Source organism: Natronorubrum halalkaliphilum (genome assembly GCF_009834785.1).
Taxonomy (GTDB): domain Archaea; phylum Halobacteriota; class Halobacteria; order Halobacteriales; family Natrialbaceae; genus Natronorubrum; species Natronorubrum halalkaliphilum.
Window position 1 is genome coordinate 12,138 of record NZ_WUYX01000071.1, and the last position, 25,995, is coordinate 38,132.

Here is a 25,995-nt window from a genome sequence, read left to right on the forward strand (position 1 = left end):
ATTACAGCGTATCGATCTCTGCTTCTTCGAGCTTTTCTTCCTGAAGCAGTTTCTCAAGCGTCTCATCCCACTCTCCCTCAAATATGCTCAGAAGCCCGATCATATCAAACTCACCACGGTACTCCATCTCCCGGTTGATCTTGTCTACACCGGCATCCGCGTACTGCCTGGCATACTCCCAAGCCTCAGTTTCGTCTACATCGTCGTGCCGGATCTTGACGAGTTCCCAGACGAAGTTGATCGCTTCCCTGTACTCGTCATTGCTGATGTTATCAATCTCGATGAAGTCCTGGCTGTAGTTACCCCGCGATTCCTCATTCCGGTTTTCATTTAGGAAACCGATGGCCAATCCTGCAGCGAAAAGCTCGTAGCCATCATCAAACGGGTATTCTGACTCAGGTCGATCAAGATCTTCATCATCATCAAGGGCCAGTCTCGCAGTACGCAGAACCAGATTCCGGTAGATGTTCTGCTTAGCGGTCTTGAAGGTTCGAGTAGTAGTCATTGTACCAACGCCTCCGGTTTATCCTCAATTTCAGGTTCAAACGGTTCCACGACTGAGGACTTGGGATCTCCCTCTCGCTGACGGATCCGCAGGTGTCGGCTTGTTTGGTCCTTCACCTTGTGCAGATCCTCTTTGTGGAACTCATCCGGCTGGTACAGCATAATCACCTGATCCTTGAACTCGGGAAGATAGTTGATCAGGTTGTCCTTGTGAGTCGGGTCAAGTCGGCCGACAGGCGTGTCTATGACAACTGGTGCGTTACGGGCAGTCCATCGGTTAAGACCTGCGATGAATGCGTAGGCAATGATCTGACGGGCACCTTGGCTGGGGTCCTGCTCCTCTAATGGTCGAGTACCTGAAGAGGTGACTACGTCAAGTTCGTAGTTCGCGCTGATTTCCAGACCTTTGTACACTCCTTCCTTGTTCGTCAATCTTCGGAGAACTTCCGTGGCGTAATCCTGCACGTCCTTCCGACGCGACTCTACGTATCCTTCCTTAATCTCCTGCCAGGCATCACGGGATTTGCGGCACAGATTCCGCAGTCGTCTGTACCGTTCTTCTTCCTTGGTAGCCCCACCCATAGAGTCGATTCTATCCTCTTTGCTGTTGATCGCAGATTCAAGCCTGTCGATTTCGTCCTCGATATTGCTTATTGTCGAGTTGGACTCACCGATCTCCTCCTTGATACGCGATTTCTCCTCCCGGAGATCTTCAACATCCGACTTCGACATCGCAGCTTCGTCGATCTCCCCCTCTAAATCAGCCTGCTCCTCTTCCAGGTCCTCAATTCGTTCCTCAAGATCCCGGACCTCGCTGTAGAGCCCGTGGTAATCGGTTTTCAGCTTATCAATCGTCCTCCCGTCACTGCTTTCTTTGAGATGATCTTGGTGTTTAGATGCTAACTGCCGCAGATCGTACTTTGCCTGTTTACTGTCGGACTGGAAACTTTCAAGAGACTGTTCCAAGATGTCCTCCTCTTCTTCCCCGATTTCATTACCGCAGAGACATTTTTCAACAGCTGGCTTCAACAGGTCGTTGATTACTCTCTCTTTTTCAGCCGTCTGTTCGACCTGGATCTTCTCCAAAACTTCGGATGTAGCGACACCTATCAGAATCGATCCGAAGTACGTGTGATAGTCCTGCAGCTCGTCCTTCTTCCTTTCGAGAATGTTGTAGAGGCCTTCTTCTTCCTCGTCAGTATCTGCTTCTTCCTCATCAACGCCGTTCAGCAGGTTATCTATATCGTCAATCCGGTCCTGCTTCTCGACTAACTCGACTGCATCAGCGATCTGGTTTTCGACTTTTTCAAGGGCCTTTTCCTTGTTCTCCAGAACTTGTTGCTCAGTATCCAGTTGCGTCTTCTGAGCACTCAATTCATCTTCCAGCTCACCTTTCTCATCTTTCAATGTGTCCAAGTCTTCTCTGTCAGATTCAGCTTCCAGATATTGCTCGTTGTAGTAACTCGCATTGTTATCCATATCGTCGATCGCTTTCTGGATTTGCTGAATCCCGAGGACAGTCTCGATAGCCTCTCGAATATCCTCTCGACTGTACTCTTCTTCCTCCTGAGTTCCGGCATACCGGTTCCCGACCTCCTCACCGTCGAAAAAGAAGAAGTTGGATGCGCTGGCAGGCAGGATGTTGTTCATGAACTGGTTGTATTCTTTCTCGCCATCCCGCTGAGCGATTATCGTCTCGTCCTCGCCTCCGTCTCCACCTGGAATGGTGACGGTTACTTCGGAGCGTTCAGGCTCTCTTTCGTCAGGGTCATCGACTTGCTCAAACTCGATGAATCGGGAGACACGGTAAACGGTATCGTTGTCGATGAACTCTACTGTGACACGGGTTTCGCCGTCCCCCTCAGTAGCAGCTCGTCGATTTATCGCTCTCCGCCACTTGGTGTTGATTTGTTGAAAGCTGCCGTCGTAACCGTAGAGACAGAACTTGAGGGCTTCTAAAAAAGCGGTCTTGCCTCGGTCATTCTTTCCGATTATGAAGATGAGAGGTTTGTCTTCTTCTATATTCAGAGGGACATTGACCTCATCGTAGAAGGGGCGAAAATTCTTGAGGGTTACTTCTAGTATACGCATTACTATTCATCAGCTCCTTTGACTTCGACGTAGTCTTCGAGGACCCGTCGCAGTCTGTCGTCTATTCCGTGTCGACGTTTCATTCCCACCATCTCGTCCTCGATGTTGTATACCTGTATTAGAAGGTCTTCATCTATGTTTTTGTCATCAGCTTGCTCAGCTATCAGCTCGAGGATTTTCGGATCTATGTCTGATGTGTCAGTACTCATGTTGAGACAAAGGCTAGGTGTCCAAATCCGTAGGGCTCTAGTTCCTCGTTAAGTTTCAACCGTATACTGTCTCTGTTTTCTGCAGCCTCCATAAATACCTTGGCTCGATTAAGCTCTTTCTCGATAAAGTTCCGGGCAGTGTCGTCTTGTTCGTTTGCGGAGAGCCCGGGCAGCGTGATCATATCGTAAACCATAGCTTTGTCTTTCTCTTCACTTTTTCGGAGTACTCGTCCTCTTCGTTGGATGAACTGCCGTTCGTTGCTTGTACTCGAAATAACAATACCGGTCGGGCAGTCAGGAACGTCCACACCTTCATCAAGACATTCAATTGCTAACAGATAATCGACATGTCCCTTATTAAATTGATAGAAAGCACTGCTCTTCTTTTCGGAGTCCATATCGCTGACGTACTCGGCAAACTGCTTATTCTGATTATTCAGTCGCTCCCGGATATCGTCGAGTTGCTCTGTATCCTCGCAGAAGATTATCGAAGGAGTGGGATGGTCAGATTTTAGGAACTCTTCGAAGCGGTCAGGCTTTGCTTCAGCTTTCTTTAATATTTTCGCTCGTTTTCGCTGCCAGTCTTCTTTCTTGTCTTCTAATTTGTTTCGTTCGGTGGGGTCGGCGTCCTCAAGTTGTTCAACAACCTGTGCAATCCACTTACTGTACTCCTTGTAGTCTTCGTACTCTTCTTCGTTCAGTTCACAAATCAGCGGATGGTATTCGTAGTCCGTCAGATATCCTTCTCGGACAGCTTCTTTCGTCCTATACTCGAAGATGATGTCTTCGAAATAGTCCTCTATCCTCTCGTTTCCTTTTTCATCTCGACGTTCAGGAGTCGCAGATAATCCGAGGCGTCGTCCAGCGTCATAGTCGAATAATTGGCTGAAGCTGTCCGCTCCGTACCTGTGGACTTCGTCAGCAACCAGCTGCAAGTGTTGCGGAGGAATGTCCTGGACGAAGGCTTTGAAAGCATCTCCAATAGCGGTGTGGACCGTGGTTACGATAAACTGCTTTGGCTGATCTTGAATTAGATCTGGTGAGGCGATTTTGTACGGGTTGACTACGCTGATAATTCGGTCGTCCCAGCTTGTATTAGAGCTGCAGATCATTACGTCAGCGTCCGGTATCAGGTTCTCAATACTGCTTTTCCATTGGGTGAGGAGAGCATCTTTTGGGACAGCGACAACGGTCAACCGGCTATTTGCGTCGAGGTTTGCAGCCTTGATCGCGGCTCTTGTTTTCCCGGTTCCTGTCGCCATTGCCAGGATGCCAGTGTAATCATTGGCTATCCAGGTATCGACCGCTTCTTTCTGGTGAGGCCAAAGGGAGATTCCATCATCAGATTTGTTTTCAACCTCAGTCTCACCACTGGAGTCGTCTTCGAACATTTCCAGGTCCGGACGCCCATCTACTGTGTCCGGGCTATGTTCTTTCAGGCCTTCTTCAACAGCGTCAGGAAGATCCTTGACGATCACTCGGGGGTCTTCATTGTTCCAGAGCTTCTTGAAATGGCTCTGCTTTTCTGACGCCAACATATCGAGGCCGGGAGTCCAGTTGGGATAGACGTTAAACGATTCGTAGTTATCGGTCCATCCGAGTTCTGTTTCGTTTATAGAGCCTGAAAAAGCAGCTTTGTTGCCGTATTCATCTGTGAAGACCCCGATTTTTTCGTGATAATGACTGAACGGATTGCTCTCGTCTGCATCCCGGAGATAAGCAATCTTGATCTCCAACAGATCCTCCTGGAGCATCCAAGCCATACACTTGAAACGGTCCTGCTTTAGGAAATCCGAGAACTGTTCAGCGGATAAGCCGCGGTGCAGAGCACCTTCGACAATTTCGCTTTCCTGGTCTTCGTCAGCCTCCCCTTCTGCTATTTTTTCTAGAACCTCGATATCGTTAGGGGATAGGCGTGGGGAAGCGATCAACCGCATCTTGCCCTCGTTGATAACGAGCTCTGAGACTCCCTGTGCGGCAATCGTCAGTGATTTGCTGTCGAAATAGCCCGCAGCCCGATCATATCTGTCAGCGTACTCCAAGCAAGGAATATAGAACTCATTCAGGAGGTCGTGTTCTCCAGAATTGTAGCTTACTTCTAGAGAAAGGGAATGGAGTCCTTTCGCCTCTTCTTCGTTTTCAATGCCTTCGGACATTATTGGATTGTACTAGTGATGTTTGTCAGCTTATTTGTAGTTTCCGTAGGCGGGAGACGCTTTGAATCACTTTGTCCGTAGCGGATTCGATCTCTTCCCGGGTATTGTCCTTCCCGAGTCCAAATCTTACTGCGGAGTGCCAGAGATCTTCGTTACCACCGAGTGCTTGAAGAACGTGCGAGGCTTCGACTTTGCCTGTTGTACAGGCAGATCCCGCTGAGACAGCTAGTTCTGGTTGAAGGTTTTGGACCAGAGCTTTGTTTTCAACTCCGAAGAAGCTGACGTTCAGGTTATTGGGAATCCGCTTTTCTGGATGGCCGTTGAGAACAACATCGTCAAGTTCGCTGTCAAAACGATCCCACATGTAGGATGTGAGTTCGTCGACGTGCTGACGACGTTCTTCCATCTCTTTGTCGGCTAATTGTACTGCCTTGCCCAGTCCGACGATGGAAGGTACGTTGAGGGTGCCGGAGCGCCATCCGCGTTCGTGGCCGCCTCCGTGGATGAGTGGATCGAGTTTGACTTTGGGGTTTCGTCGACGGACGTACAGTGCTCCGACACCTTTTGGTCCATAGATTTTGTGAGCAGAGATCGACATTAAGTCGATCCCCATTTCTTCGACGTCAATGGGAACATAGCCGATTGCTTGGACTGCGTCTGTGTGGAAGAAGACCTCGTTGTCTTTAGCGATTTCCCCAATTTCTTTAAGAGGTGCGATAGTGCCAATCTCGTTGTTGGCGGCCATTATGGAGATCAGAAGGGTATCGTCTCGAATGGCGTCTACAATATCGTCGGGGTCGATCAATCCGTTTTCGTCGACGGGGAGGTAGGTGATATCGAAGCCGCGTTCTTCTAACACCTCACAGGCCTCGAGGATAGCTTCGTGCTCTGTTTCCCCGGTGATGATATGATTGCCTTTGTCTTTTCTCTCAGCGTAGTCAGCTACGCCCTTGATTGCCAGATTGTCGGACTCTGTTGCACCACTTGTGAAGATAATCTCTTCCTTCCGGCAGTTGAGGGCCTCTGAGATCTTTTCTCTTGCCTCTTCTACACCTTCCTTTGCCTTGGCTCCGTAGAGATGGTCGTCGCTAGCCGGGTTTCCGAAGCTCTCAGTGAGGTACGGCTTCATGTCGTCGGCTACTCGTTCGTCGACCGGTGTGGTAGCATGATGATCGAGGTAGACCGCGTCGTCAAGACTTGGAGTCATGGTAATCCACTATCCGGTTCCACGTCTGTCTCTTCTTTCAAGCTATTGGGAACCAGCGCCTGGAAGTCGCTGAGGTCGCTGATGTTTCCGTGGACCCTGATTACTCCTCGGTTTAGATGAGCTACGAACTCATCGAATAGATCTTCTTCAGGGTCTTTGTCTTCCTGGATTAGCCGTTCCTTCAGCAAAGCCATGTAGAGGGCGTCGTGTTCTCCGAGCAAGGTGTACCGGTTGAACGTTTGACCTTCGTTATCGTATTCCTCCGGGTTTGGTGGCCGGGGTTCATTCAGTGAGTAGCATAGGCCGATCCTGCAGAGATAGTTCGGTGTGAGACCGGTATTCCCTTTCAGCATTCGTAGCCGGTTCGTAGCGTCTGTACCTATCTGTATCCGGTTGAACTCTTTGCTCATTGTGGAACACCTTCCAGATCGATTTCGTCTCCTTGGTCAGGATTTGACCAGAAGTAGCCTCGGGAAACCGAAGTGTAGCCTTCTTCCTGGTTGTAGTCCAAGTGGTATGCCTGTGTGACGTCGTCGTTCAGCTGGTCGTAGTACTCGTCGTCGATTTCGGTATCAGTGGAGAACACCAGAACTTGGTGTGCTGCTTCTGGGAAGAAGTTTGCGATGAGGTTCTCTCGGTGTGCTCTGTCGAGCCGGCCAAGCGGTGTATCAACGATGAAGGGGAGCGGTCTTCCGGATATCTCTGCCAATGCCCAAAGGAGGGCGGTTGCGAAGATCTGACGTTCACCAGCAGATAGTTCGGACTGTGGTTTGTGATTCCCGTGTTTGGTTTTGACCTGGATGTTCAGGGCGTCTTCGTCGACCTCAATACCTTCGTAGAAGTCGCTTTTGTTGGAGAGAGCGAGGTACCGTTCAGTAAGTGCGTCCTCGAGGTTTCGGAGTTTCTCCTTGGACAGTTCCTCACGGTATTCACTCAGAACGTTCTGGACATTGGATGCGAGGTCAGCCCGCTCTGATACGGTCTCTTCGTCTTCTTTCCGATCAAGTTTGTTGTCGATCTGGTTCTCGAGGCGGGAGGTTTGTGTTTCGAGTTTGCTCAGTTTCTCTTCAATCTCGTTGAGATCGGATTTGAGGGATTCTTTTTCCTCGATCAACCCGTTCAGGTCCTCTATGAGCGGTGAGATATCTTCTTCTTCCGGAGCACGTCCGAGTTGAGATTCGATATCCTGTAGCTCTCGAACCATGCTCTCCAGTTCATTGGACTTGGAGCCGAGGTTTTCAGGTACTTCATTCAGAGCTTTATCGACAACACCGTACATCTCACGGCGTTGGGATTCTGAGAACTGGTGGAGAAGTTTACTGTCCTCATCGTCGACTTGGAACCGATTCCTGATCTCTGACTGAAGCCGAGTTTTTATTTCCTCAGCTTGGTCTTCAGGGACATCAAGGCCGCTGAAGACTTCACCGTCTAAGGCATCGTCAAGCTCATTGTCGAGCCTTTCTTTGGCAGCAGCCGTCTCTTGCTTCTCGCTTTCTTCCTTAAGCCGGTTAACAACGCTCTGACAGAGTCCAGGTGCTAACGCGAAGGGGTATGCGTCGGTAGCGATCTCCCGGATATCTTCTTCGACATTCTCGATTTTAGCGTTGAGTTCTGCTCTTCGCTCTTTCAGGCCCTCACGTTTGTCGGCGTAGGCACCACCCTCTTGGGCGATGTCAGCTTCCTTGCTGTCAATCTCGGATTCTAGTTCAGCAAGTCGCTCCGCCTTGTCTTCTTTTTCATCCTTTAGCTCTTGACGGCGGTTCTCGAGTTCTTCCCTCTCTTCTTGTAGTTCGTTGATTTTCTCGGTGATACCTTCCAGACCGCTTTCGTCGAGTTTTCTGGAGCGGTATATTGAGAGGTCAGCATCAAGTCGGTCAACGAGGTCGAGGCCGAGCAGTGAGAAAAGGGAGTCTTCGAAGCTTTCGTCGTCTTCGATAGCGGTGGCCAGCTCTTGGACTTTTTCTCCGTCGAAGAAGAATAGCTGTGATACTCCTGGCGGGATCAGCTCTTTCAGGAAGTCTTCCCACTGGTCTTTGTCCAGATCTGATGGGAGTTTCCCGTTTCGCCGTACTTCAAGGTTCTCAACGATGCTCTTCCCACGGTCACGCCAAGATCGTTCTACGCTGTAGTGGTCCACCTCGCCCATGTAGGCGTACTCAAATTCGAGTCGGATCGATGCTTCATCAGCGGAGTGGTCTGCGTACTCGTGAAGTTTCCCTCTGATGTGTTCCTTGTAGTCAGTTTCACTGACCCGTCGACCTAATGCGCTTCGTCCGTGTAGACAGATCTGGATTCCTCGGAATAGGGTGGTTTTCCCGGCTCCGTTCGAGCCTCCGAACAAAATGATGGGTGAGTCCTGTGATGTGGAAAGTTGAAACTCGTTTCTGCCGCGATATGGTCCGAAGTCATTGATTACCAGCTTTGTCAGTTTCATTGATTAGAGAGAGTTCAGGTCTGCGACTCTGGCGTGTACTGCCACTTTTCGATATTCTCTTCGCCTTCGATATCAGCTACGATTTCTTCCATAGGACGCCAGTCCTCTCTCATGACTTTGTCAATCTCGTTGTAGATGGAGGCCCGGCGTTTCATTCCGTGGTGCTGGAGTTCGGTGTCCAGTAGCCGCTGCACTAGTTCAGGGGGAACGTCGTGTTCGGAGGCGATCTCTTTGAGAAGCTTGGCTTCGGTTTCTCCGAAGGCTCCGTAGTCGTCTTGGACCCATCCGATGTCTTCCTCCATAGCATCTCTGTAGATCTTGGGAACGGAGTCTTCCCAATCGGCTCTTTCCTCTCGCCAGATCCGGCGGATTTCTCTGAGTTCTTCGTCCCGGATTAGATCCATTTCTTCCTCGTCCGGAAGCTGGCGGTTGACTTCTTTCTGTGTTTCAAGCAGCTTTTTTAACAGGTCTTTGCAGAACTCGAACTTGTGGGCACGAGGGATGATCCCGTTGTCGCCGTTGGTTTTGGTCTTGACGTAGCCGTGTTGTCGGCCTTTCACCTGTCTGTAGGTTGGTTTCTCTTCTGGGTCCTGAGTGGATTTTAGGAAGTCTCGGAACTCCAGAAGAGGTTCCATCCATTCGTCGCCTTCGTCAATCATGTTCTGCATCGCCTTGTCTTCGGAGACAACGGTGCAGGTCCAGCAACCAAATCGGCTGTTACCGCAGGAAGGCGTTTTGGTGTCGATGACCATGGGACATTCGTCGTCGGCTTCTTGGTATAGGGCAGCGAGGTCTCGGTTTTCCTTGCCCCAGGGACAGTCGACTTGGAGGAGGTAGGACCAGATGTCGTCGACGATCCAGTCCTCTATCGGAGTGTAGACGAAAGCGTTGGCGAACTTGTTGTGTCGGGAGAGGATGCTACCGTCAATGCTGTGCAGATCCATGACCTGTTCTCTGGTAGCGCTTTCTGCTTTTCGAACCCCGAGGATTACGATGACTTCGCCGTGCTCGGAGACCTTGTTCTCGATGAATCTGTCAGCAGGGTCGATTTTCAGGCGTTCGGTACACCAGCGGAAGGTCTGGTTGGGTGCTGGGTAGCCTCGACCGATCAGATTTACCCAGAATGAGTCGTCAACCTTCGGAGTAACTTTGTGGGCTTCGAAAGGAAGTCCTTCCTTCTCTGCATATTCATTGATATTTTGAAGAGTACTGGTGATATGGTTTACAATCTTAGGAGTTTCGACAAGAGTATCACTAGAAATAACGTGGATTGGTTTGGTTTGTTGTTTATCTGGAAGATCCTTGATAGCGTACCAAATGAGTTGAAGAGCAGTAGTGGAGTCTTTGCCGCCGCTGTATCCAATTACCCAAGGGCGCTCATCTGCGAGATAGGTTTCACGGATTTCTTCATAGATGCCCTCGAGAGAACGATTGTCGAATACGGACTCACCCTTCTCCTGACCCGTATTTGAAACTTCGAGATTGTCAGTACTCATAATCTAGACCCTTGTTTATCGTAGCCTTGTGGAAGGTACTTGTATCTACCGTTGCATCCCCCGCCGATTCCGCTACGATCCATCGATTTTCCATTGAACACTCTCTTTGTAGGGGTCTACTTTTTGCATTGGAAGCGCTCTTCTTTGTTGCTTTCCGAATTGGTTTTTTTGTTTTCATTTGGAAGATACTGTCCTCTCCTCTACGTTGCTTCCCTACGGAGCTTCTCAGTATGTCTGATGAATCTACCCTCCTTTTGGCCTCTACAGTATTCTAGAGATTGGTCCGTTATCTCCAATTCGTAGAAGGACCCATCTAATATTTTTCTTATATTTCCCCATCTACGAGAGTACACCTCTCGGGACTTTGAACCCATATTTTCAGGATTGTAGTATTTTTTGAGTTACTCGCTAGACTCATCTTTGTCAAAGTCCTGTTTGAATAGGTGAGTCTGGTCGGCTCAAATGCAGTGATTCTACCTGTTCAACATCGAGGGTGGGCATAGTTGGACACGTGACCGTTGTATTTGAACTCTGAACGTCTATGCTCTAATAATTCAGCTAAACGAAGTGAAAGTGAAATTGGCGGAGGGCTCCGGGATAACAAAACTGTATCCTTGGTCTGTTGTACCAGCAATCTCTTCCAATAGAGGAGACTTCAACGAGCAGCCCAGATTATAAATCACAGCACATCATTCAACCTAATATCAATGGCACAGTCAATTGACGACCTTCAGAGCATGATTGTTAACGAACTCCGAGTTCTCGAGGACGATATTCACGTGACAAGCGATGGAGATACACTTACCTTTTATCTTCCCTCTGAGGACTTAGATAAAGCTAGAGATGAGCTGGACTCCGACTTAGAAGTCCTTGAGGAACACGAGTACGAGTATTTAGTGAAGGTAACCCTGTAACTAGGCGGTTCATCTATTATATAGCGACTTTGGAATAGCAAGGTGCGGTACATGTAAATCGATGGCCTCGGCACTCATAGGGCTCGTCACCACCGGGTGCCGAGTCCGGCTCGGAGCGAGTGAATCGTCATCGGCCACGCGAATCTATAGCAGCCGCTCCAAAGACGGTTTGGATTGCTCGAGACGCAGTCGTTCGGTTAGGAACGCCGCTCCGATTCGTCCGTCGCCCTCGCGAATGCGGTGTTGAATTCGTCGATCAGGTTCTCGAGGCGGCCCGTGTGTTGTTGGGAGAAGGTTTGGGGGGCGCGGTCGGTTGCGGTTTGTGTGGGTGTCGTTGCGGTTGCAGTTGTAGTATCAGAAGTATCTGACGTGCCGGCTGGCGTCGTCTGAGGACGGTCTGTCTGGCGGTTCGGCTGGGATTCGGTACGGGTCGTGGAGTGTGGGTGTCGTGTGCTCATGTCGGTCGGGTTCGGATCGCGGAAACGTCGTCGGTGATCGATGCTGGGTTCGTCAAAGAGTGGGGGCAAACTCACGCTACTACGTGTACGACCGACATCTGTACAACCCGGTAGACGCCCCTCCGTTATAAAAGTTAATGATAGACAATAATCGGCGCCGGCGTTTGGTGAAAATTATCGGTGAGAGCGTTCTTGCCTATCTGAAGCAAGCCGTACATTAAGACCGCAGGGGAGTGTGTCCTCGAGTGAGAACTGCATGGGTGGTGACGATGAAGACGGAGACGAAGACGAACGCGCCGACGAAGCCGGGAATACCGAAACCGGCGCCGACGTAAGTTTCGTGATTCCGACGCGAAACGAGGACGAGTATCTCCGGGGAACCCTCGCAAGCATCGCCGGGCTAGATACAAGTTACACGTACGAGGTCGTCGTCGCCGACGGGAACTCGACGGATGATACTCGAGCGATCGCACGCGAGTACGACGCAACCGTGATCGAAGCGGACGGCTCGGGCATCGCCGACGCCAGAAATCTCGATGGGCGACGGCGAGGAAGCGATCTGCCACGCGGACTCGCACGGCCATCGAACACCGGCAACGGCATGGCAGCCGACTTTATCGCTCCCCGTCGGTGACACGGATACGATCGTGTCTACCGTTCCACCTGAAGCAAAGCGTCTTCTCGAGAGCGAGCCGTTGATGGCCCACCTCGGGACCTGCGTCGATGGTCGCCCGCACGTCGCCCCCGTCTGGTACCGATACGATGAGTCGGACGAAGTCGTCGAAATCGTCACGACGGGTCGGAAGCTGGCGAACGTCCGAGAGAACCCGCAGGTCGCCCTCTCGATACAGCAAGACGAGGCGGGCGAGGCGCAGTGGATGGTGTCGCTACTCGGTACCGCGACCGTCGTGGATGACGACGACCGGACGGAACGGGCACGCGAGCGGATCAACGCGAAGTACGACGCGGAGCCGGAGGCCTACGCCGAGAACACGCTCGTCCGGATCGCAGTCGGCTCGGCGTCGTACCGAACCTACTGAACGCGGCGTCGCGATTCAGTGCAGGAACAGGTCGTCGGGAAGCCCGCCGAAGCCGCCGCCGTCGTACCGAAGGGTCTCCCAGCCCGCGTTCTCCGCACCGTCGATATCGCCGTCGCTGTCGCCGACCATACCGTACTGGGTTGCCGGCAGCCGCTTCTCGAGCGCACGGTACGGCGGCGCGTTGGGCTTGTGGGCCCCTACTTCGTAGGAAGCGACGACCGCGTCGACGGCGTCCGCGAGATCGTGGGCTCGAAGCTTCGCCAACTGCCAGTCGCGAACACCGTTCGTGAGCACGCCGAGTTCGTGCGTCTCGCGCAACCGTTCGAGATCCGCACGGGCGTTCGCAGGCGGGGAGAGGGATTCGATCTCTCGCTCCAGAAGCGCCGTCGCGTACGCGTCGGGGTCCGAACAGCCGTCGATCCGAGCGAACGCCCGCCGGACCGGGTCGGGCTCGCAGGCGGAAAACAGCTCGAAAAACGCCTCCTCGTACGTCTCGAGCCACGTTTTGGGCACCGATTTGCTGCCCCGGACGTCCGAGATCGCACCTGCAAGTAACTCCTGATAGGGCTCGTCGGTGTGGAGCAACGTTCCATCGAGGTCGAAGACGATCGCTGTCACGGAAGGCTGTTTGGGCGAACATGTCAAGAAGCTTTTGATAAGGTGATCACTCCCGACCCGGCGACGGCCCCCGCAGCCCCGGATGCGTCCGCAGGTCTCGAACGCGTCGCATCTGAGCGCGGAGATCGGCCGCGCTTCCGGGGGGTGCACTCTCGAGGGCGTCCTCACCGTCGCCGTGATCACCGGTTCCGCTCTCGGGTCCGTCGAGTTCGTCGATCGACTTCGGAAACGTCCGCAGGTCCTTGTGGATCGCCAGTCCGGCGTAGGCGCCGTCGCCGATGGCGATGGTCGTCTGATTCTGGCCGTGGGTGACGTCGCCGACCGCGTAAACGCCGTCGACACTGGCCTCGCGGCGCTCGTCGACGTCGATCGCGCCGTCCTCGCTCAGTTCGCAACCGAGATCCGCAGCCAGATCCGCGTTGTACGCCGAGCCGTACATCGCGAAACCGCCGAGATAATCCGTCTCGGTGCCGTCGGCGAACGCCAACCCGCCGAGCCACGGCGGTTCGTCCTCGTCGAGGCTCTCGTCGTCGTAGGCCGAGACGACGGCCGTGTCGACCAGATCGACCGGATGGGCCTCGAGTTGCGCGTCGGTCTCGTCGCCCCACTCGGGTTCGCGACCGTCCAGCAGGAGGTCGACGTCGGCGGTGAAATTGAGTATCGCCATCGCGACGTGGGCCGCACTCTCCGTGTGGCCGAGGACGAAGACGGGCCCGTCGCCCAACGTGAACGCGTCGCAGTGGAGACAGTAGTGGAGCCCTCGTCCGGTAAAGCGCTCGAGTTCCGGCACGTCCGGGCTCCGATCCCGGAACCCGGTCGCGAAGACGATCCGTTCGGCGTCGATCGTGGCGTGAGTCGACTCGAGTCGAAAGCGGGGGGCATTAGCAGAGTCGGCGCGATCGCTGTCGCCGTCATCGGTGTCACCAGCGTCGCCGCCGTCGTCATCACCGTCGCCGTCGCCGTCGCCCTCGCTGTCGCTGTCATCACCGCCCCACTGCGTTATCGACTCGACGGCGTCGGGATAGAAGTCGCCGCCGTAGTGCTCGAGTTGATCGACCCCGTGGGTCGCGAGTTGCCGTCCAGAAACGTCCTCCGAAACGCCGAGCAGATTGTGGACGTGATTGACCGCCGCGTGGCGGCCGCCTTCCTTCTCGAAGACGGCCGTCCGGTGGCCGAGGCGAGTCGTGTACAGCGCGGTCGTCAAACCCGCGGGACCGCCACCCACGACGACGACCTCGTACTCGATGGGGTCGCTCATGATACGTCCACTCGGTTGCCCAGCGGGTTGAGGCTGGGCCGTGAATATGCGTCCGGGTGCGGTACTGATGGCGCCCGCTCGAGTTCGCCCCCGCTCTCGGCGTTCGATAGTCGGCCCGAAAACGCCGGTTGTGGTCCGCGAATACGACAGATATCCCCCGATTAAAGCCCGGTCGGGACGTCGAAATAGCTCGTCTCGAGACCCCACTCGCCGACCAGTTCCCGGAGCGCGCGGACGCCGAACGTCTCGGTCGCGTAGTGGCCGGCGAGCACGACGTGGATGCCGGCCTCCTGGGCCTCGTGGTAGGCCTTCTGTTTCCCCTCGCCGGTAATCAGCACGTCCGCGCCCGCGGCGACGGCCTCGTCGAGCCAGTCGGTGCCGCTCCCGGTGACGATCGCGATCTCCTCGATCTGGTCGGGACCGAACTCGAGGGTCCGTACCGGTTGGCCGTCGGTATCGAGGGCGTTTTCGAGTTGTTCTCGGAGCGCGTCGACCGTGAGCGACTCAGGGACAGTACCGCGTTGGCCGATGTACTCCGGCCCGAGTTCGCCGAACGGTGCCCGCGCCTCGAGGTCGAGTACGTCGGCGACGCCGGCGGCGTTGCCCAGTTCCTGATGGCCGTCGAGCGGGAGGTGTGAGACGTACAGCGCGAGATCGTGTTCGATCAGGGGGGCGATCCGGTCGTAGGTGCGGCCGGTGACGCGGTCGAACCCGCCCCAGGAAATGCCGTGGTGGGTCACGAGGGCATCAGCGTCGGCGTCGATCGCCCGTTCGAACGTTTCTTGGACGCCGTCGACGGCGAAGGCGACGTGTTCGACCTCGCCGCGGTCGGGGCCGACCTGCAGCCCGTTCGCGCTGGCGTCGAGGTCGGCGTAGTCGTCGGTTCCCAGCTCCTCGTCGATTCGGGTGGCAAAGGTCGCAAGTTCCATGCAGTGTGGTTGCCCGGCGAGGCCCTTGTATTCGACTGATTGGAGCGCTTTCGAAAGCAAGTCTCGACGAGAACTGACAGGCGTGGCCAGCGGAGCAACTGACGAGAACTGCCGGACGGAGACAGACAAACAGGAACTCATCTCCCCTTCAGTAGGAACTATGCGTTCGCCGTCGTAGATCCGAGTATGTCACGCGAGACGGTCACACACGAGACGGGTGCAATCTACGAGTTTACTCCCGACCTCGAGCCGAGCGCGACGGTCGAATCGGGCGCGGAGCTAACGATCGAGACGCGAGACAGCCTCGACGGAGCGATACAGGACGAATCGGACGTGATCGAGTCGGTCCCCGAGGAAGTAAACGCCGCGACGGGACCGATCGCGGTCGCGGGTGCAGACCCCGGCGACGTCCTTCGCGTCGAAATCGAGGAGATACGAATCACGGAGGCCCACGGGCGAGTGATAACCATCGACGGCTTCGGCCTGCTCGACGGGCACGACGATATCGAGGCCCCGCGGACGCGGATGACGCCGGTCGGGGACAACGGCGAGACGATCGCGTTCGACGACCTCGAGGTCCCAATCGACCCCGTTATCGGAACGATCGGCGTCGCGCCCGCGTCGGAGTCGTACACGACGCTCGTCCCCCACGACCACGGCGGCAACCTCGACACGACCGATATGACGGCGGGGAACGCGGCCTACTTCCCCGTCTTTCAGGAGGGCGCGATGCTCGCGATGGGCGACTGCAAGGCCGCTATGGCCGACGGCGAGATGTGCGGCACCGGATCGGAAATCGCCTGCGACATCGACGTTACCGTCGACGTGATCACCGACCCCGAATTCGACCTCGAGCGTCCGCTGATCGAGACGCCCGACGCGTGGAAGCCCGTCGCCAGCGCCGAGACGCTCGAGGCGGCCTGCGAACTGGCGAACGAAGACGCGATCGATCTGCTGGCAGCCGAACACGGGTTCGATACGACGGATGCCTACCTGTTCTCGAGTCTGGCTGGCGGCCTCGAGATCAGTCAGGTGGTCGATCCGCTGGTGACGGTGCGAAACGCGGTGCCCAAGGAGTACCTTTCCGACCCGTTCTGAGCGAACGGAACCGTCGCTGGGGCTTCGCTTGTTCCGGACCCGCTGTTCGAGTCAATCGATCGAAGAGTCTGCGAAACTACCGTCGGCCGTTCCGGTGATCGATAGTCACGGAACGGATCTCGAATCGAGCGCCACCAGCGGCACTTTCGGTGGGCTGAATCTCCCACTCGTGGGCGTCGATGATTCGCTTTACGATAGTGAGCCCTAATCCAGCGGGTTCACCACCCGCCGAAGGTAGCGGAGCAAAGAGATCGGTCCTGACTTCGTCGGGGAGCCCGACCCCATCGTCCTCGACGTAGAATCCCTCGTCGCACGGGCCCACGCAGACGGTCACATCCTCACCGCCGTGTTCGATGGCGTTTCGAAAGAGGTTCTCGAAGAGATGGCGGACGGCTCGCGGATCGGCCTTGATGACGGGAGGGTCACGCAACCGTAGGTCGGCGCCCGCCGTGTCGACCCCCTTCCAACACTGCTCGGCAAGGGAAGCGGTATCTACCGTGTTTTTCTTGCCGATGGTCTCCCCGTGGCGAGCGAGCGACAGAGTCTGATTGACGATCTGATCGATCCGCGTCAGCGCGATCTCTACGTCCTCGAGGTGGTCGCTGTCACACTCCGCGCGAGCAGCCTCCAGGTATCCTTGCGCAATGTTGACCGGGTTTCTGAGATCGTGGCTGACGATGCTCGAGAACTCGCTGAGTCGGTCGTTTTGGCGTCGAAGTTCCTGTTCCCGTTCTTTGCGTTCGGTAATGTCGCGCGTGCTGAGGACGTAGCCGTCTACGGCGGTGTGAGTCTTGTTACAGCCGACCGTTTCGAGCCAGACCCAGTGGCCATCGGCGTGTTCGTACCGATATTCAACGCTGGTCGCTGTGCTATCTGGCTCTTCGATCATCGTCGAGATGTTTTTGCGCACCTTCGCGCGGTCGTCCGGGTGGATGTACTGAAAGTTATCCTCCCCGACCAACTCGTCGGGTTCGTAGCCGAGCATTCGCTTGACGGCTGGACTTTCGTATTTACTTATTCCCTCTTCGTCGATCACACTCAACAGATCCGAAGCGGTCTCAACGTAGGCTTGGAATCGCTCTTTGAGCGCCTCGAATTCTCGTTCACGGTTGGTTCGGTCAGTGATGTCGCGACCAACCGCTACCGACCCTTGCAGTTCTCCGGCAGCATCGGTGATCGCGTGGGAGTTCCACGAGAGGGTCCGACAAGAGCCATCTTTGGTTTCGATCGTCGTTTGGAATTCTTCGACGGCTTTCTCACCCTGTAAAATGGCCGAGACGTTGTTCAGAATGTCGTTTCGGTAGGTTTCGTCGGGATACAGCCACGTCCATATCTCATCTGACCCAACGACTTCCTCGGCCGTATAACCGCTAATCTCTTCGGCAGCCTCGTTCCAGAGCGTGACGGTTCCCGTTTCGTCGAGAGCGTTGATCCAGACGTTCGCGCTCTGAATAATCGCGTCTCGGAATTGACTGAGCTCTCTGAATTCGTCGTCGCGCCGTTTCCGGTTGCTACCCGACTCCATAAGGGGTTCTACGCGGATAACGCGTGTCAAACGAATAAACTAGTCGGTTATTCCAGGTTTGTGTTGTGTAGGAAGTTTCCATTTGGCAGTTGGCGTCCGGGCTGTGTTCGGCACGATCCCGAAAACTTCCACAGGTCGAGAGTTTCAACAGAACCGCGGAGACACGTTCCTCGAGAAACAGCGGTCGAAATTACGAGAGGGACGAGGCGGCACGCTCGAAGACGAACTCGCGGACCAGTTTTCCGGCCAGCGCCGCGGCCTGCCCGTCGTCTCGGTCGTTGACCTCGACCACGTCGAACCCGCTGGCGTGGGGTGCCACCTCGCGGACCACGTCGCGCATCTCGCGGGGCTCGAGCCCGAACGGTTCCGTCGTCCCCGTTCCCGGCGCGTAGCCGGGGTCGGCCGCGTCGATGTCGACGCTCAGGTAGACGTCTCGATCGCCGAGTCGATCTCCGAACGCCCACTCACCGACGTCTTCGGGCGGAACGACGGTCACGTCCTCGGCCGCCGCACGCTCCCACTCCGCCTCGCTGCCCGTTCGGACACCGAGGAGGACGACCTCCTCGACGGAGTCGACGTCGTCCAGAATCCGACGCGTCACGGCGGCGTGGGAGAGCTCGTTGCCGTCGTAGGCGTTGTAGAGGTCGAGATGAGCATCGAGACAGACGAACACCTCGGGTTCGATCGCACGCACGCCCGCGAGCGAGACGGTGTGTTCGCCGCCGAGCGTCAGCGGGACGGCGTCGTCCCAGACGATATCGCGGAGCGTCCCCTCGAGCCACTCGAGATAGGCGTCGACGTCGTCCCACGCACGCACGTCGCCATGGTCTTCGACGCCGAGGTCTGAAAAGTGCTGGTCCGTCCGGTGGTCGTAGTCGTCGAACGGCTCCGCAAAAGTCCGAATCCGCCGGGGGCCGAACCGGGTCCCCGGCTGAAAGGTCGTCGATACGTCCAGGGGCGCACCGACGACCACGAAGTTCGCGCCTCCACGGTCGGACGAACGTCCTCGCGTGTCGGTTTCGCCGCCACGGTCGGAATCAGCCGCCTGATCCGCCGTGTCGGTCTCCTCGCGTTCGTCAGTCGCCCCGGGGAACATTAGACGATCTTTCGCTGGTCTTCCATCTCGAGGTATTCGATGTTCTCGTCGGGCGAGACATCCGTATCCTCGGGGACGCGCATCGTGATCGTCTCGTACGTTTCGAGGTCCATGATCTGCATGTCGTCGCCGTCGACCGAAACGACCTGGCCGTTTTTCCGCTCGATGATCGGAACCCAGATCTTCGCGTCGACGGGCTGGGAGAACGAACGCTTCTTGCCGTCGAAGACGCCGGCGGCCTCGACGCGAGCCTTCGCGCTGCCGTGTTTGCCCGGCTTGGCCGTCGAGTAGGCGTTGATCTTACACGGGGTATCCTCGATCATGACGTAGCTTCCTTCCTGGAGTTCGCGAACTTCGGTCTGCTGTTTCGCCATGTCCCGGCGTAATCAACCGACGGCCATAAACCGTTTGGAATGGCCGCTGGCTCGAGTTCAGTCAGGCAACACGTCCGATTCGGCCGAACGGTCGCCGCCGAACCCGGAGACGGGCGAAAACGGGCGGTGACAGACGGACTGCTGTCCCGAGTGAGCGGCGCGACCGCGGACGGCTGTGGTTGTGCCGGTACTGATACTGCCGGTCAGAAGTCACTGAAGAAGATTGACCGGACGGGAACAGCGAATCTTCTCAAGAGTTCTGTCCGGCAGTATGACGCCTAGTAGGCCGTATCCAACGACGGACACCGCCAACGGTCGCGAGGCGAAATCACTACTGACTGGTCCGCGAATGACGCGGTAATGGTCGACAGTCTCGTCGCCGGACTCGGCGTCGTCGCGGTGCTCCTCTCGGCCGGCAGCGCCGTAATGTTCGTTCGCTACCGCCGGCGGACGCGAGCACGGCGTGCACTCGCGGACGCCCTCGAGGCACGCCTCGCCGACGCGATGGGGCCGGGAACCGGCACCCACCTCGAGCAGGCGCCGACCGTTCGCCGGATCGCCGTCGTAGACGCCGACAGCAAGGGCGACGGTGAGACCGAACGGCCAGCCTTCGTGCCGGTCATCCGCATCAATCTCGAGACCACCGACGCGCCGGGAATGAAGCTCATCTTCGAATACGTTGCGGACGCCCTCGAGACGGTCCATCCCGAACTCGAGGCGCGCAAGGAACGGGTTCATCGCTACGACGTAGAGTTCACGTTCGGTCCCGGTGGCCTCCTCGTTGATGGAGAGTGTCGTCGCGTTTCCGTTACGCCCGAGTTGGCGACACAGCTGCTCGAGGAGGAGGGATTCGGCGCGTTCGAACTCCGGCGGGCGATCGAGCGCGCCGACCGCGACGCCGACGGCGACGGCGATACGCCGACCACGCTATGGGTGGAATGCTAACCCTCCCCGTTCGAAACCCCGACGAGCACCGACCGCGTTACCGATGGCCTCCAGACGCACCGTGCTCGTGACCGGTGGAACCGCGGCGTTCGCCTGCTGCGCCGCGTTCCGCCGCACTCCGGACGTTACCGGGACGTGGGCTCACCGGGGATCCGACGGTGTCCGAACCGGGACTCGAGTCGGCGACGGCCCGAACCCACAGTCCCCTCATCGCGGGACTCGCGGTCCCGATCACCGACGGAATCCGATCGGCTCGGCCGGCGGCTCGAGCGGGCTCGTCGGCAACCCGTCCCCGACTTCGGGGTCGTTGTACGCTCCGGGCGCGACGTCGTTGGGCGAGTCGGGGTAGTACACCGACGCGAGCAACTGCAGGTGGCCGCGGCCGACGCCGAGTTCGAACTGGCCGCCGCCGTACAGCCGAATGTCGCGATCCTCACAGAAACGAATCGTCTCGAGCAGCGACTCGATCGAGCCGAATCGCGACGGTTTGATGTTGAGCCAGTCGGGTTCCCAGGGGAGTTCTTCGACGTCCTCGAGGCCGTGAATGGGCGCATCCCACGACACGCGACTGCGGACCGCCGGGTCCTCGAACAGCGGCTCCGTCTCTGCGGTCAGCGCGGGGTCCTCGATGACGGCGTCGGGAAACGCGTCGAACACTCGCCGATACAGGTCGGGATCGGCTGGGACGTCGACGTCCGTGCCTTCGTACTGCCCCTTCAGGTCGAGAATCCGAACGGCGTCGGTCCCGACGGCCTCGCCGATCGCCGCGACGACGTCGTCGTCCCACGCCGGAATCGGATCCAGCTTGAACTCGAGGGTCGGCACCTGCTCGCGCAACGTCTCGAGACGGTCGGTTGTCGGCGGTTCGCCGAGTCGGGTGCTGGTGACGAACCGAACCGGGTCGAGCGAGCGGTCGACCGCGCTCGCGAGGTCCGTTCCGGCCTGCCGGAGCGCGAGGTCGAGCGCCGCGCTCTCGAGCCCCCACCGCCGGTAGTTCCGGAACACCGACCGGTCGGGTGCCCCCGACGGGAACAGATCGACCGACTCGAGCCGCGCGGAGAAGGAATCGATCGTGTACTCGCCGGTCAGATCGGGCAGTCCCGACTCGGCCAGCGCGTCGTGGTCGGCGGTCTCGTAGGTGACGTCCTCGCCCCGTCCGACCGCGGGTTCGCCGTCCGGCCCGGGTCCGGACAGCGCGAACTCGGTGGTGACGCGGGTAAACTCGCTCGAGGTCTCCCGCTCGAGGCGCTCGCTCGAGACGTCGTCGATCGACAGCGACAGGTCGGCGATCCGGTCGTAGTCCATACCGTCTAGTCGGACGCCACTGGAAAGAACGTTTCACCGATTATCGCCCGCTCAACTGAACGAGCCGGTACTGTTGACACGCGAGAGGTGGTTGTCCCAGCGGCGATCGACGAAGACGACTGCGGTGAAGAGGAGTCCAACGAGTCGTGCGAATCCAACGCCGTTCGCGATCCGCTAGAAATGTGGCGAACCACCGAGCCACCGAGCTACCGGGACCCGGACACCGGTACGCAGCCCGTCTCATACGGTTGATTGTAATCAATGGCCGCCGATCACCAGGGACGGGGTCGGTGATCGGCGATAAATAGTTACAGAATCCGTCTCACTCCTCGCCGCGTCGCTGACGCAGGTTCTGTCGCGTAAACTGTGGCTTCGCCCGGATCGATTTCGGCTTGCGGAACGATCGGTAGAGTTGGATCATCACGACGACCGAAAAGGCCGCTGCGACGACCGACGCCTCGGGAGCCTCGAGCGCGTAGAGCACCCCCATCGAGAACAGCGACATCGTGAGTAACATGCCGTAGACCAGCCGTTTGGCGAGTTTGTCGAAAACGTTTTCGTCGTCTTCGACGCCGATGCGGACGTAGAGGTCGTCCCGATCCAGTCGGTCGAGCGTGCGCTCGGTCTTGGGGGCGAGCCGAGTCAGCGATTCGCCCGTTCGGCGGAGTTGTTGGCCCGTTTCCCGGACGTATTGGCGTGCCGTCTCCTCGCGATACCCCTCTTCGGTAAGGTAGACGGTCGCCGTCGCGATGAAGTCGAAGTCGGGATCGAGCGTGACACAGACCCCTTCGACGACGGTCGCGACCCGCAGGACGAGCGCGAGATTCTTGGGGAGTCGGAACGGGAAGACGTAGATCGAATCCTCGATCTGGCCGACGATCTGGTTGATCCGGTACTGCTCGACGTCCTCGCCGCGGGCGTCCTGGATGGCGATCTCCATCACCTCGGCCATCACGCCCCGGTCGGCGTCGGGGCTGAGCGTCCCGATTTCGACCAAGGCGTCGAGGATGCCATCGATGTCCTGGTTGGCGACGGCGATGTAGAACTCGATGATCTTGTCCTGGATGAACGGCTCGACCCGTCCCGACATGCCGAAGTCGTAGAAGACGATCCGGCCGTCGTCGGTCACCGCCAGGTTCCCCGGGTGCGGGTCGGCGTGGAACACCCCGTCGTCCATGATCATCTGCAGGTACGCCCGCTGTAAGTTCTCCGCGAGGCGCGTCCGGTCGATCCCCTTGCGGTCGAGTTCCTCGACGTCGTTGATCTTCGTCCCCTCGATGTACTCCATCGTGAGCACGCGCTGGCTCGAGTGGCTCTCGACGACGTCGGGGATGACGAGCCGGTCGTCGTCGCTGAAGTTACCGCGGATTTCCCGTAACATCGCGGCCTCGCGCTCGTAGTCCATCTCCTCGCGGATCGTCTTCGAGAACTCGTCGGCCAGGTTCTCGAGTGAGAACGCGCGGGAGTCGTCGACGAAGGTGAGCAGGATCGGCAGCGACCACTTGATCACCCGCAGATCGGCGTTGACGAGCGGTTCGATATCCGGCCGTCGGATCTTGACCGCCACCTCGGGGCCGATATCGTCCGCCCCCTCCCGGTTCGTTCGCGCCGCTTCGGTGTCGGGATCCAGCCGCGCTCGGTACACCTGTCCCAGGCTCGCACCGCTGATCGCTTCGGTCTCGAACTCGGCGAAGCGCTCGTCGACGGGCCCGATTTCGTCCTCGAGCACCCGTTTGGCGGCTGGCCACTCGGCGGGGGGCACGTCGTCCTGAAGCGCCGAGAGCACGTCGATGTACGCCGGCGGCAACACGTCGGGCCGGGTCGAGAGCAGCTGGCCGAGTTTGATGAACGTCGGTCCGAGCGTCAACAGCGAGTCGAGTAACACTTCTGCGCGTTGGCGGTGGGTCTCGTCGTCGACTCGTCGCGAGCGGCCGAACAGGAGGAACCGACGTCGGTCGCGGGCGTAGGCGAGCAACAGCGGGAGAAACTGCCACGCGACGAGGACGAACCGCTTGTACGCGCGGAGGGAGACCAGTCTCGGTCACCTCACGTTAGTCGGCGTCCTCGTCGACGACGTCGATCGTCGTCTCCGTTCCCGGCGCAGACTTGGGAAGGGTCAACTCGAGGACACCGCGTTCGACCGTCGCCGCCGCGTCCGGGCCGACCGCGTCCTGCGGGAGGGGGAGGTCGATTTCGAGAAAGAGCGATCGGTTCTCCTCGAGGTAGCGATAGCTACTGGCGGGCTCTTTTTCGCGGTGGGCGTCGATCGAGATGCGGCCGTCCTCGACCGAGAGATCGAGCGATTCGGCCGAGACGCCCGGCACGTCGAGGACGAGCAGATAGGCGTCTTCGCTCTCGAGCAGATCGAAGAAGACGTCCTCGGAGAGATCTCCCAGTGCGTCACGGAGCGTTGACATAGCTATCGGTTTGAACGCCGATACGAAAAAGGCCGCGGTAGCGGCCGATTCGATGGGAACGACGGGCGCCCGGATACCCGTCCGTCGGATGGAAACGAAAGAACCCGCGAGAGCGCCGACGAGGGGAGTCCCGGAACGGCCACGGAACGGCATCCGATCCGAAGTCGATGGGACGCCAGGTCGACCCCTCGCCGGAATCGTGCGCTTCGACTTCGTATTCGGGGACGAGTTCGGCCCTCAGTTCGGTCCCCCTACGCTTTTGACGCGCGGCGACCCGAGTCAGGGTATGGAAGGAGCCGACAGCGAGCGCAAGGAGGCCGGATTCAAGGTTCGAACCCCGGTCGACGAGGCGCGCCGACTGCTCAGAGAGGCTATCGTGGGGGCCCGCGACGGCGACGACGGCGATGGTGGGGAACGGAGCGACGGCGACGGCGACGGCGATGCTGCAGACAGCGGCGACCGCCCGCGTCTAACCGGCACCGAGACCGTCGACGTCGAGCGCGCGGACGGGCGGGTCCTCGCTGCTCCAGTCACGGCCGCCCGGAACGTGCCCCACTACCGTCGGGCGGCGATGGACGGCTACGCCGTCCGCGCCGAGGACACGTTCGGCGCCAGCGACCGCTCCCCCGAAGTGCTTCGCATCGCCGAAGGTACCGGCACGGACGCCGATATCTCCCCGGGAACGGCCGCTCGCGTCCACACCGGCAGCGCCCTCCCCGACGACGCCACTGCCGTCGTCATGATCGAACAGGTGACCGAACTCGAGTCGGTCGGCGAACTCGAGGTTGCCGACGCGGTCGCGGAGGGCGAAAACGTCGCCCCGATCGGCGAGGACGTCGAGGAGGGCCAGCACCTCTACGATTCGGGTCACCGGCTCCGACCGTCGGATCTCGGTCTCCTGCGGTCCGCCGGCTACGCGAACGTCGCGGTCGCACGGCGGCCGACGGTGGGCGTGATTCCGACCGGCGAGGAGCTCGTCGACAGCGATCCGGCTCCGGGAGAGGTCGTCGAAACCAACGGGCTCACCGTCTCTCGAATGGTCGACCGCTGGGGCGGCCGCGCGACCTACCGGGACATCGTCACCGACGATCCCGACTCCCTTCGCGTCGCTATCCAGCGGGATCTGACGAAGGACGTGGTCGTGACGACCGGCGGCTCTTCGGTCGGCGAGCGCGACCTCCTGCCCGAAGTGATCGACGACCTCGGCGAGGTGGTCGTCCACGGCGTCGGCCTCAAACCCGGCCATCCGGTCTGTTTGGGCATCGTGGAGGACACTCCCGTCCTCGCCCTGCCGGGCTACCCCGTCGCCTGTATCGTCAACGCCGTCCAGTTCCTCCGGCCCGTCCTGCGCTGGCTCGAGGGCACCACGCCCGATCCCCACCCGACGACTCGCGCGCGACTCGAGCGCAAGATTCCAAGCGAACCCGGGACGCGAACGTTCGCCAGGGTGGAACTCGACGAACGAACGGACGGGGCCGCGACTTCCGAGGGCGACGGCCCGCAGTTCGCGGCGACGCCGACCAGAGCGAGCGGTTCGGGCGTGCTCTCGAGCGTCGCACTCGCCGACGGATGGGTGGTCGTCGACGACGACCGCGAGGGCGTTCCGGCGGGCGAGACGGTCGCCGTGCAGGACTGGGAGCCGAACGGATAGTCGAAACCAACAACCGATCCTCGCAGTCGATCCTGTGGCGTTTAGGCCCCTCTCGGGCAGCAGTGTCCGTCGAACACCACCATCGTTTAATACAGACCTGTGTGTACGTCCGTATTACCATGGATATGGACGAATTCCTCGAGGGAGAGTCGCTCACTGGACAGCAGGCCATACTCATTTTCTTCGCCTTCCTGCTATTGGTCATTCTCGCGGGCATACTGCTCGTCATCTTCAGCGATACGTTCCAGGCGATCGTTTAACTGATCAACT

At 58.0% G+C, this 25,995-nt stretch carries 24 protein-coding genes; 7 read left to right on the plus strand and 17 right to left on the minus strand.

Annotated features, from left to right (window positions below; translation table 11 throughout):
• Window position 1 precedes the first annotated feature (1 nt).
• From GS429_RS20665 to dndC, 8 genes are read right to left on the minus strand one after another with little or no spacing between them, the layout of a single operon-like run.
• The gene (locus tag GS429_RS20665) at window positions 2–505 is read right to left on the minus strand and encodes a hypothetical protein (RefSeq protein ID WP_160067763.1); all 504 of its coding nucleotides are present in this window, start codon (window positions 503–505) and stop codon (window positions 2–4) included.
• Entirely contained in the window at window positions 502–2,595 is a 2,094-nt protein-coding gene (locus tag GS429_RS20670; RefSeq protein ID WP_160067765.1) for an AAA family ATPase, read from the minus strand. Before GS429_RS20670 ends, GS429_RS20665 begins: the two co-directional genes overlap by 4 nt.
• Window positions 2,596–2,597: 2 nt before the next feature.
• Window positions 2,598–2,804, minus strand: coding sequence for a hypothetical protein (locus tag GS429_RS20675; protein ID WP_160067767.1), 207 nt, complete (start codon window positions 2,802–2,804; stop codon window positions 2,598–2,600).
• Window positions 2,801–4,960, minus strand: a complete 2,160-nt coding sequence (locus GS429_RS20680) for a DEAD/DEAH box helicase family protein (RefSeq protein WP_160067769.1) — start codon at window positions 4,958–4,960, stop codon at window positions 2,801–2,803. The genes GS429_RS20675 and GS429_RS20680 overlap by 4 nt, the downstream gene beginning before the upstream one ends.
• A gap of 25 nt (window positions 4,961–4,985) precedes the next feature.
• Window positions 4,986–6,167 carry a cysteine desulfurase family protein gene (locus GS429_RS20685; RefSeq protein WP_160067771.1) on the minus strand — a complete coding sequence of 394 codons (1,182 nt, stop codon included), beginning with the start codon at window positions 6,165–6,167 and terminating at the stop codon, window positions 4,986–4,988.
• The gene (gene dndE / locus GS429_RS20690; RefSeq protein WP_160067773.1) at window positions 6,164–6,577 is read right to left on the minus strand and encodes a DNA sulfur modification protein DndE; all 414 of its coding nucleotides are present in this window, start codon (window positions 6,575–6,577) and stop codon (window positions 6,164–6,166) included. The genes GS429_RS20685 and dndE overlap by 4 nt, the downstream gene beginning before the upstream one ends.
• Entirely contained in the window at window positions 6,574–8,601 is a 2,028-nt protein-coding gene (gene dndD, locus GS429_RS20695) for a DNA sulfur modification protein DndD (RefSeq protein WP_160067775.1), read from the minus strand. Before dndD ends, dndE begins: the two co-directional genes overlap by 4 nt.
• 14 nt (window positions 8,602–8,615) lie before the next feature.
• Window positions 8,616–10,097, minus strand: a complete 1,482-nt coding sequence (gene dndC / locus GS429_RS20700; RefSeq protein WP_160067777.1) for a DNA phosphorothioation system sulfurtransferase DndC — start codon at window positions 10,095–10,097, stop codon at window positions 8,616–8,618.
• A 707-nt stretch (window positions 10,098–10,804) separates the two neighbouring features.
• Here dndC and GS429_RS20705 point away from each other — a divergent pair.
• The 3 genes from GS429_RS20705 (at window position 10,805) to GS429_RS20715 (ending at window position 12,509) form a co-directional block, all read left to right on the plus strand.
• The gene (locus GS429_RS20705) at window positions 10,805–11,011 is read left to right on the plus strand and encodes a hypothetical protein (protein ID WP_160067779.1); all 207 of its coding nucleotides are present in this window, start codon (window positions 10,805–10,807) and stop codon (window positions 11,009–11,011) included.
• Between the two features lie 714 nt (window positions 11,012–11,725).
• Entirely contained in the window at window positions 11,726–12,103 is a 378-nt protein-coding gene (locus GS429_RS20710; RefSeq protein ID WP_160067781.1) for a glycosyltransferase family 2 protein, read from the plus strand.
• A gap of 13 nt (window positions 12,104–12,116) precedes the next feature.
• Entirely contained in the window at window positions 12,117–12,509 is a 393-nt protein-coding gene (locus GS429_RS20715) for a pyridoxamine 5'-phosphate oxidase family protein (RefSeq protein ID WP_328821517.1), read from the plus strand.
• Between the two features lie 15 nt (window positions 12,510–12,524).
• On the opposite strand, the gene GS429_RS20720 is transcribed toward GS429_RS20715, so the two are convergent.
• The 3 genes from GS429_RS20720 to GS429_RS20730 form a co-directional block, all read right to left on the minus strand.
• Window positions 12,525–13,127, minus strand: coding sequence for an HAD family hydrolase (locus GS429_RS20720; protein WP_328821518.1), 603 nt, complete (start codon window positions 13,125–13,127; stop codon window positions 12,525–12,527).
• A 46-nt stretch (window positions 13,128–13,173) separates the two neighbouring features.
• Window positions 13,174–14,385, minus strand: a complete 1,212-nt coding sequence (locus tag GS429_RS20725) for an NAD(P)/FAD-dependent oxidoreductase (protein WP_160067787.1) — start codon at window positions 14,383–14,385, stop codon at window positions 13,174–13,176.
• 161 nt (window positions 14,386–14,546) lie between these two features.
• The gene (locus GS429_RS20730; protein WP_160067789.1) at window positions 14,547–15,314 is read right to left on the minus strand and encodes a Nif3-like dinuclear metal center hexameric protein; all 768 of its coding nucleotides are present in this window, start codon (window positions 15,312–15,314) and stop codon (window positions 14,547–14,549) included.
• A gap of 186 nt (window positions 15,315–15,500) precedes the next feature.
• Here GS429_RS20730 and GS429_RS20735 point away from each other — a divergent pair, with 186 nt between their 5' ends.
• Window positions 15,501–16,412 carry an acetamidase/formamidase family protein gene (locus GS429_RS20735; protein WP_160067791.1) on the plus strand — a complete coding sequence of 304 codons (912 nt, stop codon included), beginning with the start codon at window positions 15,501–15,503 and terminating at the stop codon, window positions 16,410–16,412.
• A 76-nt stretch (window positions 16,413–16,488) separates the two neighbouring features.
• Here the strand turns inward: GS429_RS20735 and GS429_RS20740 are convergent, their stop codons facing one another.
• From GS429_RS20740 to GS429_RS20750, 3 genes are all read right to left on the minus strand, one after another.
• The gene (locus GS429_RS20740) at window positions 16,489–17,937 is read right to left on the minus strand and encodes a PAS domain-containing sensor histidine kinase (protein WP_160067793.1); all 1,449 of its coding nucleotides are present in this window, start codon (window positions 17,935–17,937) and stop codon (window positions 16,489–16,491) included.
• A gap of 190 nt (window positions 17,938–18,127) precedes the next feature.
• Window positions 18,128–19,033, minus strand: a complete 906-nt coding sequence (speB, locus tag GS429_RS20745) for an agmatinase (protein WP_160067795.1) — start codon at window positions 19,031–19,033, stop codon at window positions 18,128–18,130.
• Window positions 19,033–19,407 carry a translation initiation factor IF-5A gene (locus tag GS429_RS20750; protein WP_160067797.1) on the minus strand — a complete coding sequence of 125 codons (375 nt, stop codon included), beginning with the start codon at window positions 19,405–19,407 and terminating at the stop codon, window positions 19,033–19,035. The genes speB and GS429_RS20750 overlap by 1 nt, the downstream gene beginning before the upstream one ends.
• A gap of 360 nt (window positions 19,408–19,767) precedes the next feature.
• Between GS429_RS20750 and GS429_RS20755 the strand changes: the two genes are divergently transcribed.
• Complete coding sequence (locus GS429_RS20755) at window positions 19,768–20,352, plus strand: hypothetical protein (RefSeq protein WP_160067798.1); 585 nt, start codon at window positions 19,768–19,770, stop codon at window positions 20,350–20,352.
• Between the two features lie 231 nt (window positions 20,353–20,583).
• Here the strand turns inward: GS429_RS20755 and GS429_RS20760 are convergent, their stop codons facing one another.
• The 3 genes from GS429_RS20760 to GS429_RS20770 form a co-directional block, all read right to left on the minus strand.
• Entirely contained in the window at window positions 20,584–21,657 is a 1,074-nt protein-coding gene (locus tag GS429_RS20760; protein WP_160067799.1) for an enolase-like domain-containing protein, read from the minus strand.
• Window positions 21,658–21,979: 322 nt separating this feature from the next.
• Window positions 21,980–23,632: an ABC1 kinase family protein gene (locus GS429_RS20765; protein ID WP_160067800.1), complete on the minus strand. Its 1,653-nt coding sequence runs from the start codon at window positions 23,630–23,632 to the stop codon at window positions 21,980–21,982.
• A 76-nt stretch (window positions 23,633–23,708) separates the two neighbouring features.
• Window positions 23,709–24,074, minus strand: coding sequence for an Hsp20/alpha crystallin family protein (locus tag GS429_RS20770; RefSeq protein WP_160067801.1), 366 nt, complete (start codon window positions 24,072–24,074; stop codon window positions 23,709–23,711).
• Between the two features lie 286 nt (window positions 24,075–24,360).
• Here GS429_RS20770 and GS429_RS20775 point away from each other — a divergent pair, with 286 nt between their 5' ends.
• Window positions 24,361–25,725, plus strand: coding sequence for a molybdopterin molybdotransferase MoeA (locus tag GS429_RS20775; protein ID WP_160067802.1), 1,365 nt, complete (start codon window positions 24,361–24,363; stop codon window positions 25,723–25,725).
• Window positions 25,726–25,844: 119 nt separating this feature from the next.
• Window positions 25,845–25,985 (plus strand): hypothetical protein, encoded by a 141-nt coding sequence (locus tag GS429_RS22010; RefSeq protein ID WP_201294064.1) that lies wholly within the window; start codon window positions 25,845–25,847, stop codon window positions 25,983–25,985.
• Window positions 25,986–25,995: the final 10 nt, after the last annotated feature.

What these genes read in the sequence shown, in the direction of transcription:
- GS429_RS20665 (WP_160067763.1), bottom strand. Translation starts at nt 505, where the DNA reads ATGACTACTACTCGAACCTTCAAGACCGCTAAGCAGAACATCTACCGG.
- GS429_RS20670 (WP_160067765.1), bottom strand. Translation starts at nt 2,595, where the DNA reads ATGCGTATACTAGAAGTAACCCTCAAGAATTTTCGCCCCTTCTACGAT.
- GS429_RS20675 (WP_160067767.1), bottom strand. Translation starts at nt 2,804, where the DNA reads ATGAGTACTGACACATCAGACATAGATCCGAAAATCCTCGAGCTGATA.
- GS429_RS20680 (WP_160067769.1), bottom strand. Translation starts at nt 4,960, where the DNA reads ATGTCCGAAGGCATTGAAAACGAAGAAGAGGCGAAAGGACTCCATTCC.
- GS429_RS20685 (WP_160067771.1), bottom strand. Translation starts at nt 6,167, where the DNA reads ATGACTCCAAGTCTTGACGACGCGGTCTACCTCGATCATCATGCTACC.
- dndE (WP_160067773.1), bottom strand. Translation starts at nt 6,577, where the DNA reads ATGAGCAAAGAGTTCAACCGGATACAGATAGGTACAGACGCTACGAAC.
- dndD (WP_160067775.1), bottom strand. Translation starts at nt 8,601, where the DNA reads ATGAAACTGACAAAGCTGGTAATCAATGACTTCGGACCATATCGCGGC.
- dndC (WP_160067777.1), bottom strand. Translation starts at nt 10,097, where the DNA reads ATGAGTACTGACAATCTCGAAGTTTCAAATACGGGTCAGGAGAAGGGT.
- GS429_RS20705 (WP_160067779.1), top strand. Translation starts at nt 10,805, where the DNA reads ATGGCACAGTCAATTGACGACCTTCAGAGCATGATTGTTAACGAACTC.
- GS429_RS20710 (WP_160067781.1), top strand. Translation starts at nt 11,726, where the DNA reads ATGGGTGGTGACGATGAAGACGGAGACGAAGACGAACGCGCCGACGAA.
- GS429_RS20725 (WP_160067787.1), bottom strand. Translation starts at nt 14,385, where the DNA reads ATGAGCGACCCCATCGAGTACGAGGTCGTCGTCGTGGGTGGCGGTCCC.
- GS429_RS20730 (WP_160067789.1), bottom strand. Translation starts at nt 15,314, where the DNA reads ATGGAACTTGCGACCTTTGCCACCCGAATCGACGAGGAGCTGGGAACC.
- GS429_RS20735 (WP_160067791.1), top strand. Translation starts at nt 15,501, where the DNA reads ATGTCACGCGAGACGGTCACACACGAGACGGGTGCAATCTACGAGTTT.
- GS429_RS20740 (WP_160067793.1), bottom strand. Translation starts at nt 17,937, where the DNA reads ATGGAGTCGGGTAGCAACCGGAAACGGCGCGACGACGAATTCAGAGAG.
- speB (WP_160067795.1), bottom strand. Translation starts at nt 19,033, where the DNA reads ATGTTCCCCGGGGCGACTGACGAACGCGAGGAGACCGACACGGCGGAT.
- GS429_RS20750 (WP_160067797.1), bottom strand. Translation starts at nt 19,407, where the DNA reads ATGGCGAAACAGCAGACCGAAGTTCGCGAACTCCAGGAAGGAAGCTAC.
- GS429_RS20755 (WP_160067798.1), top strand. Translation starts at nt 19,768, where the DNA reads ATGGTCGACAGTCTCGTCGCCGGACTCGGCGTCGTCGCGGTGCTCCTC.
- GS429_RS20760 (WP_160067799.1), bottom strand. Translation starts at nt 21,657, where the DNA reads ATGGACTACGACCGGATCGCCGACCTGTCGCTGTCGATCGACGACGTC.
- GS429_RS20770 (WP_160067801.1), bottom strand. Translation starts at nt 24,074, where the DNA reads ATGTCAACGCTCCGTGACGCACTGGGAGATCTCTCCGAGGACGTCTTC.
- GS429_RS20775 (WP_160067802.1), top strand. Translation starts at nt 24,361, where the DNA reads ATGGAAGGAGCCGACAGCGAGCGCAAGGAGGCCGGATTCAAGGTTCGA.
- GS429_RS22010 (WP_201294064.1), top strand. Translation starts at nt 25,845, where the DNA reads ATGGATATGGACGAATTCCTCGAGGGAGAGTCGCTCACTGGACAGCAG.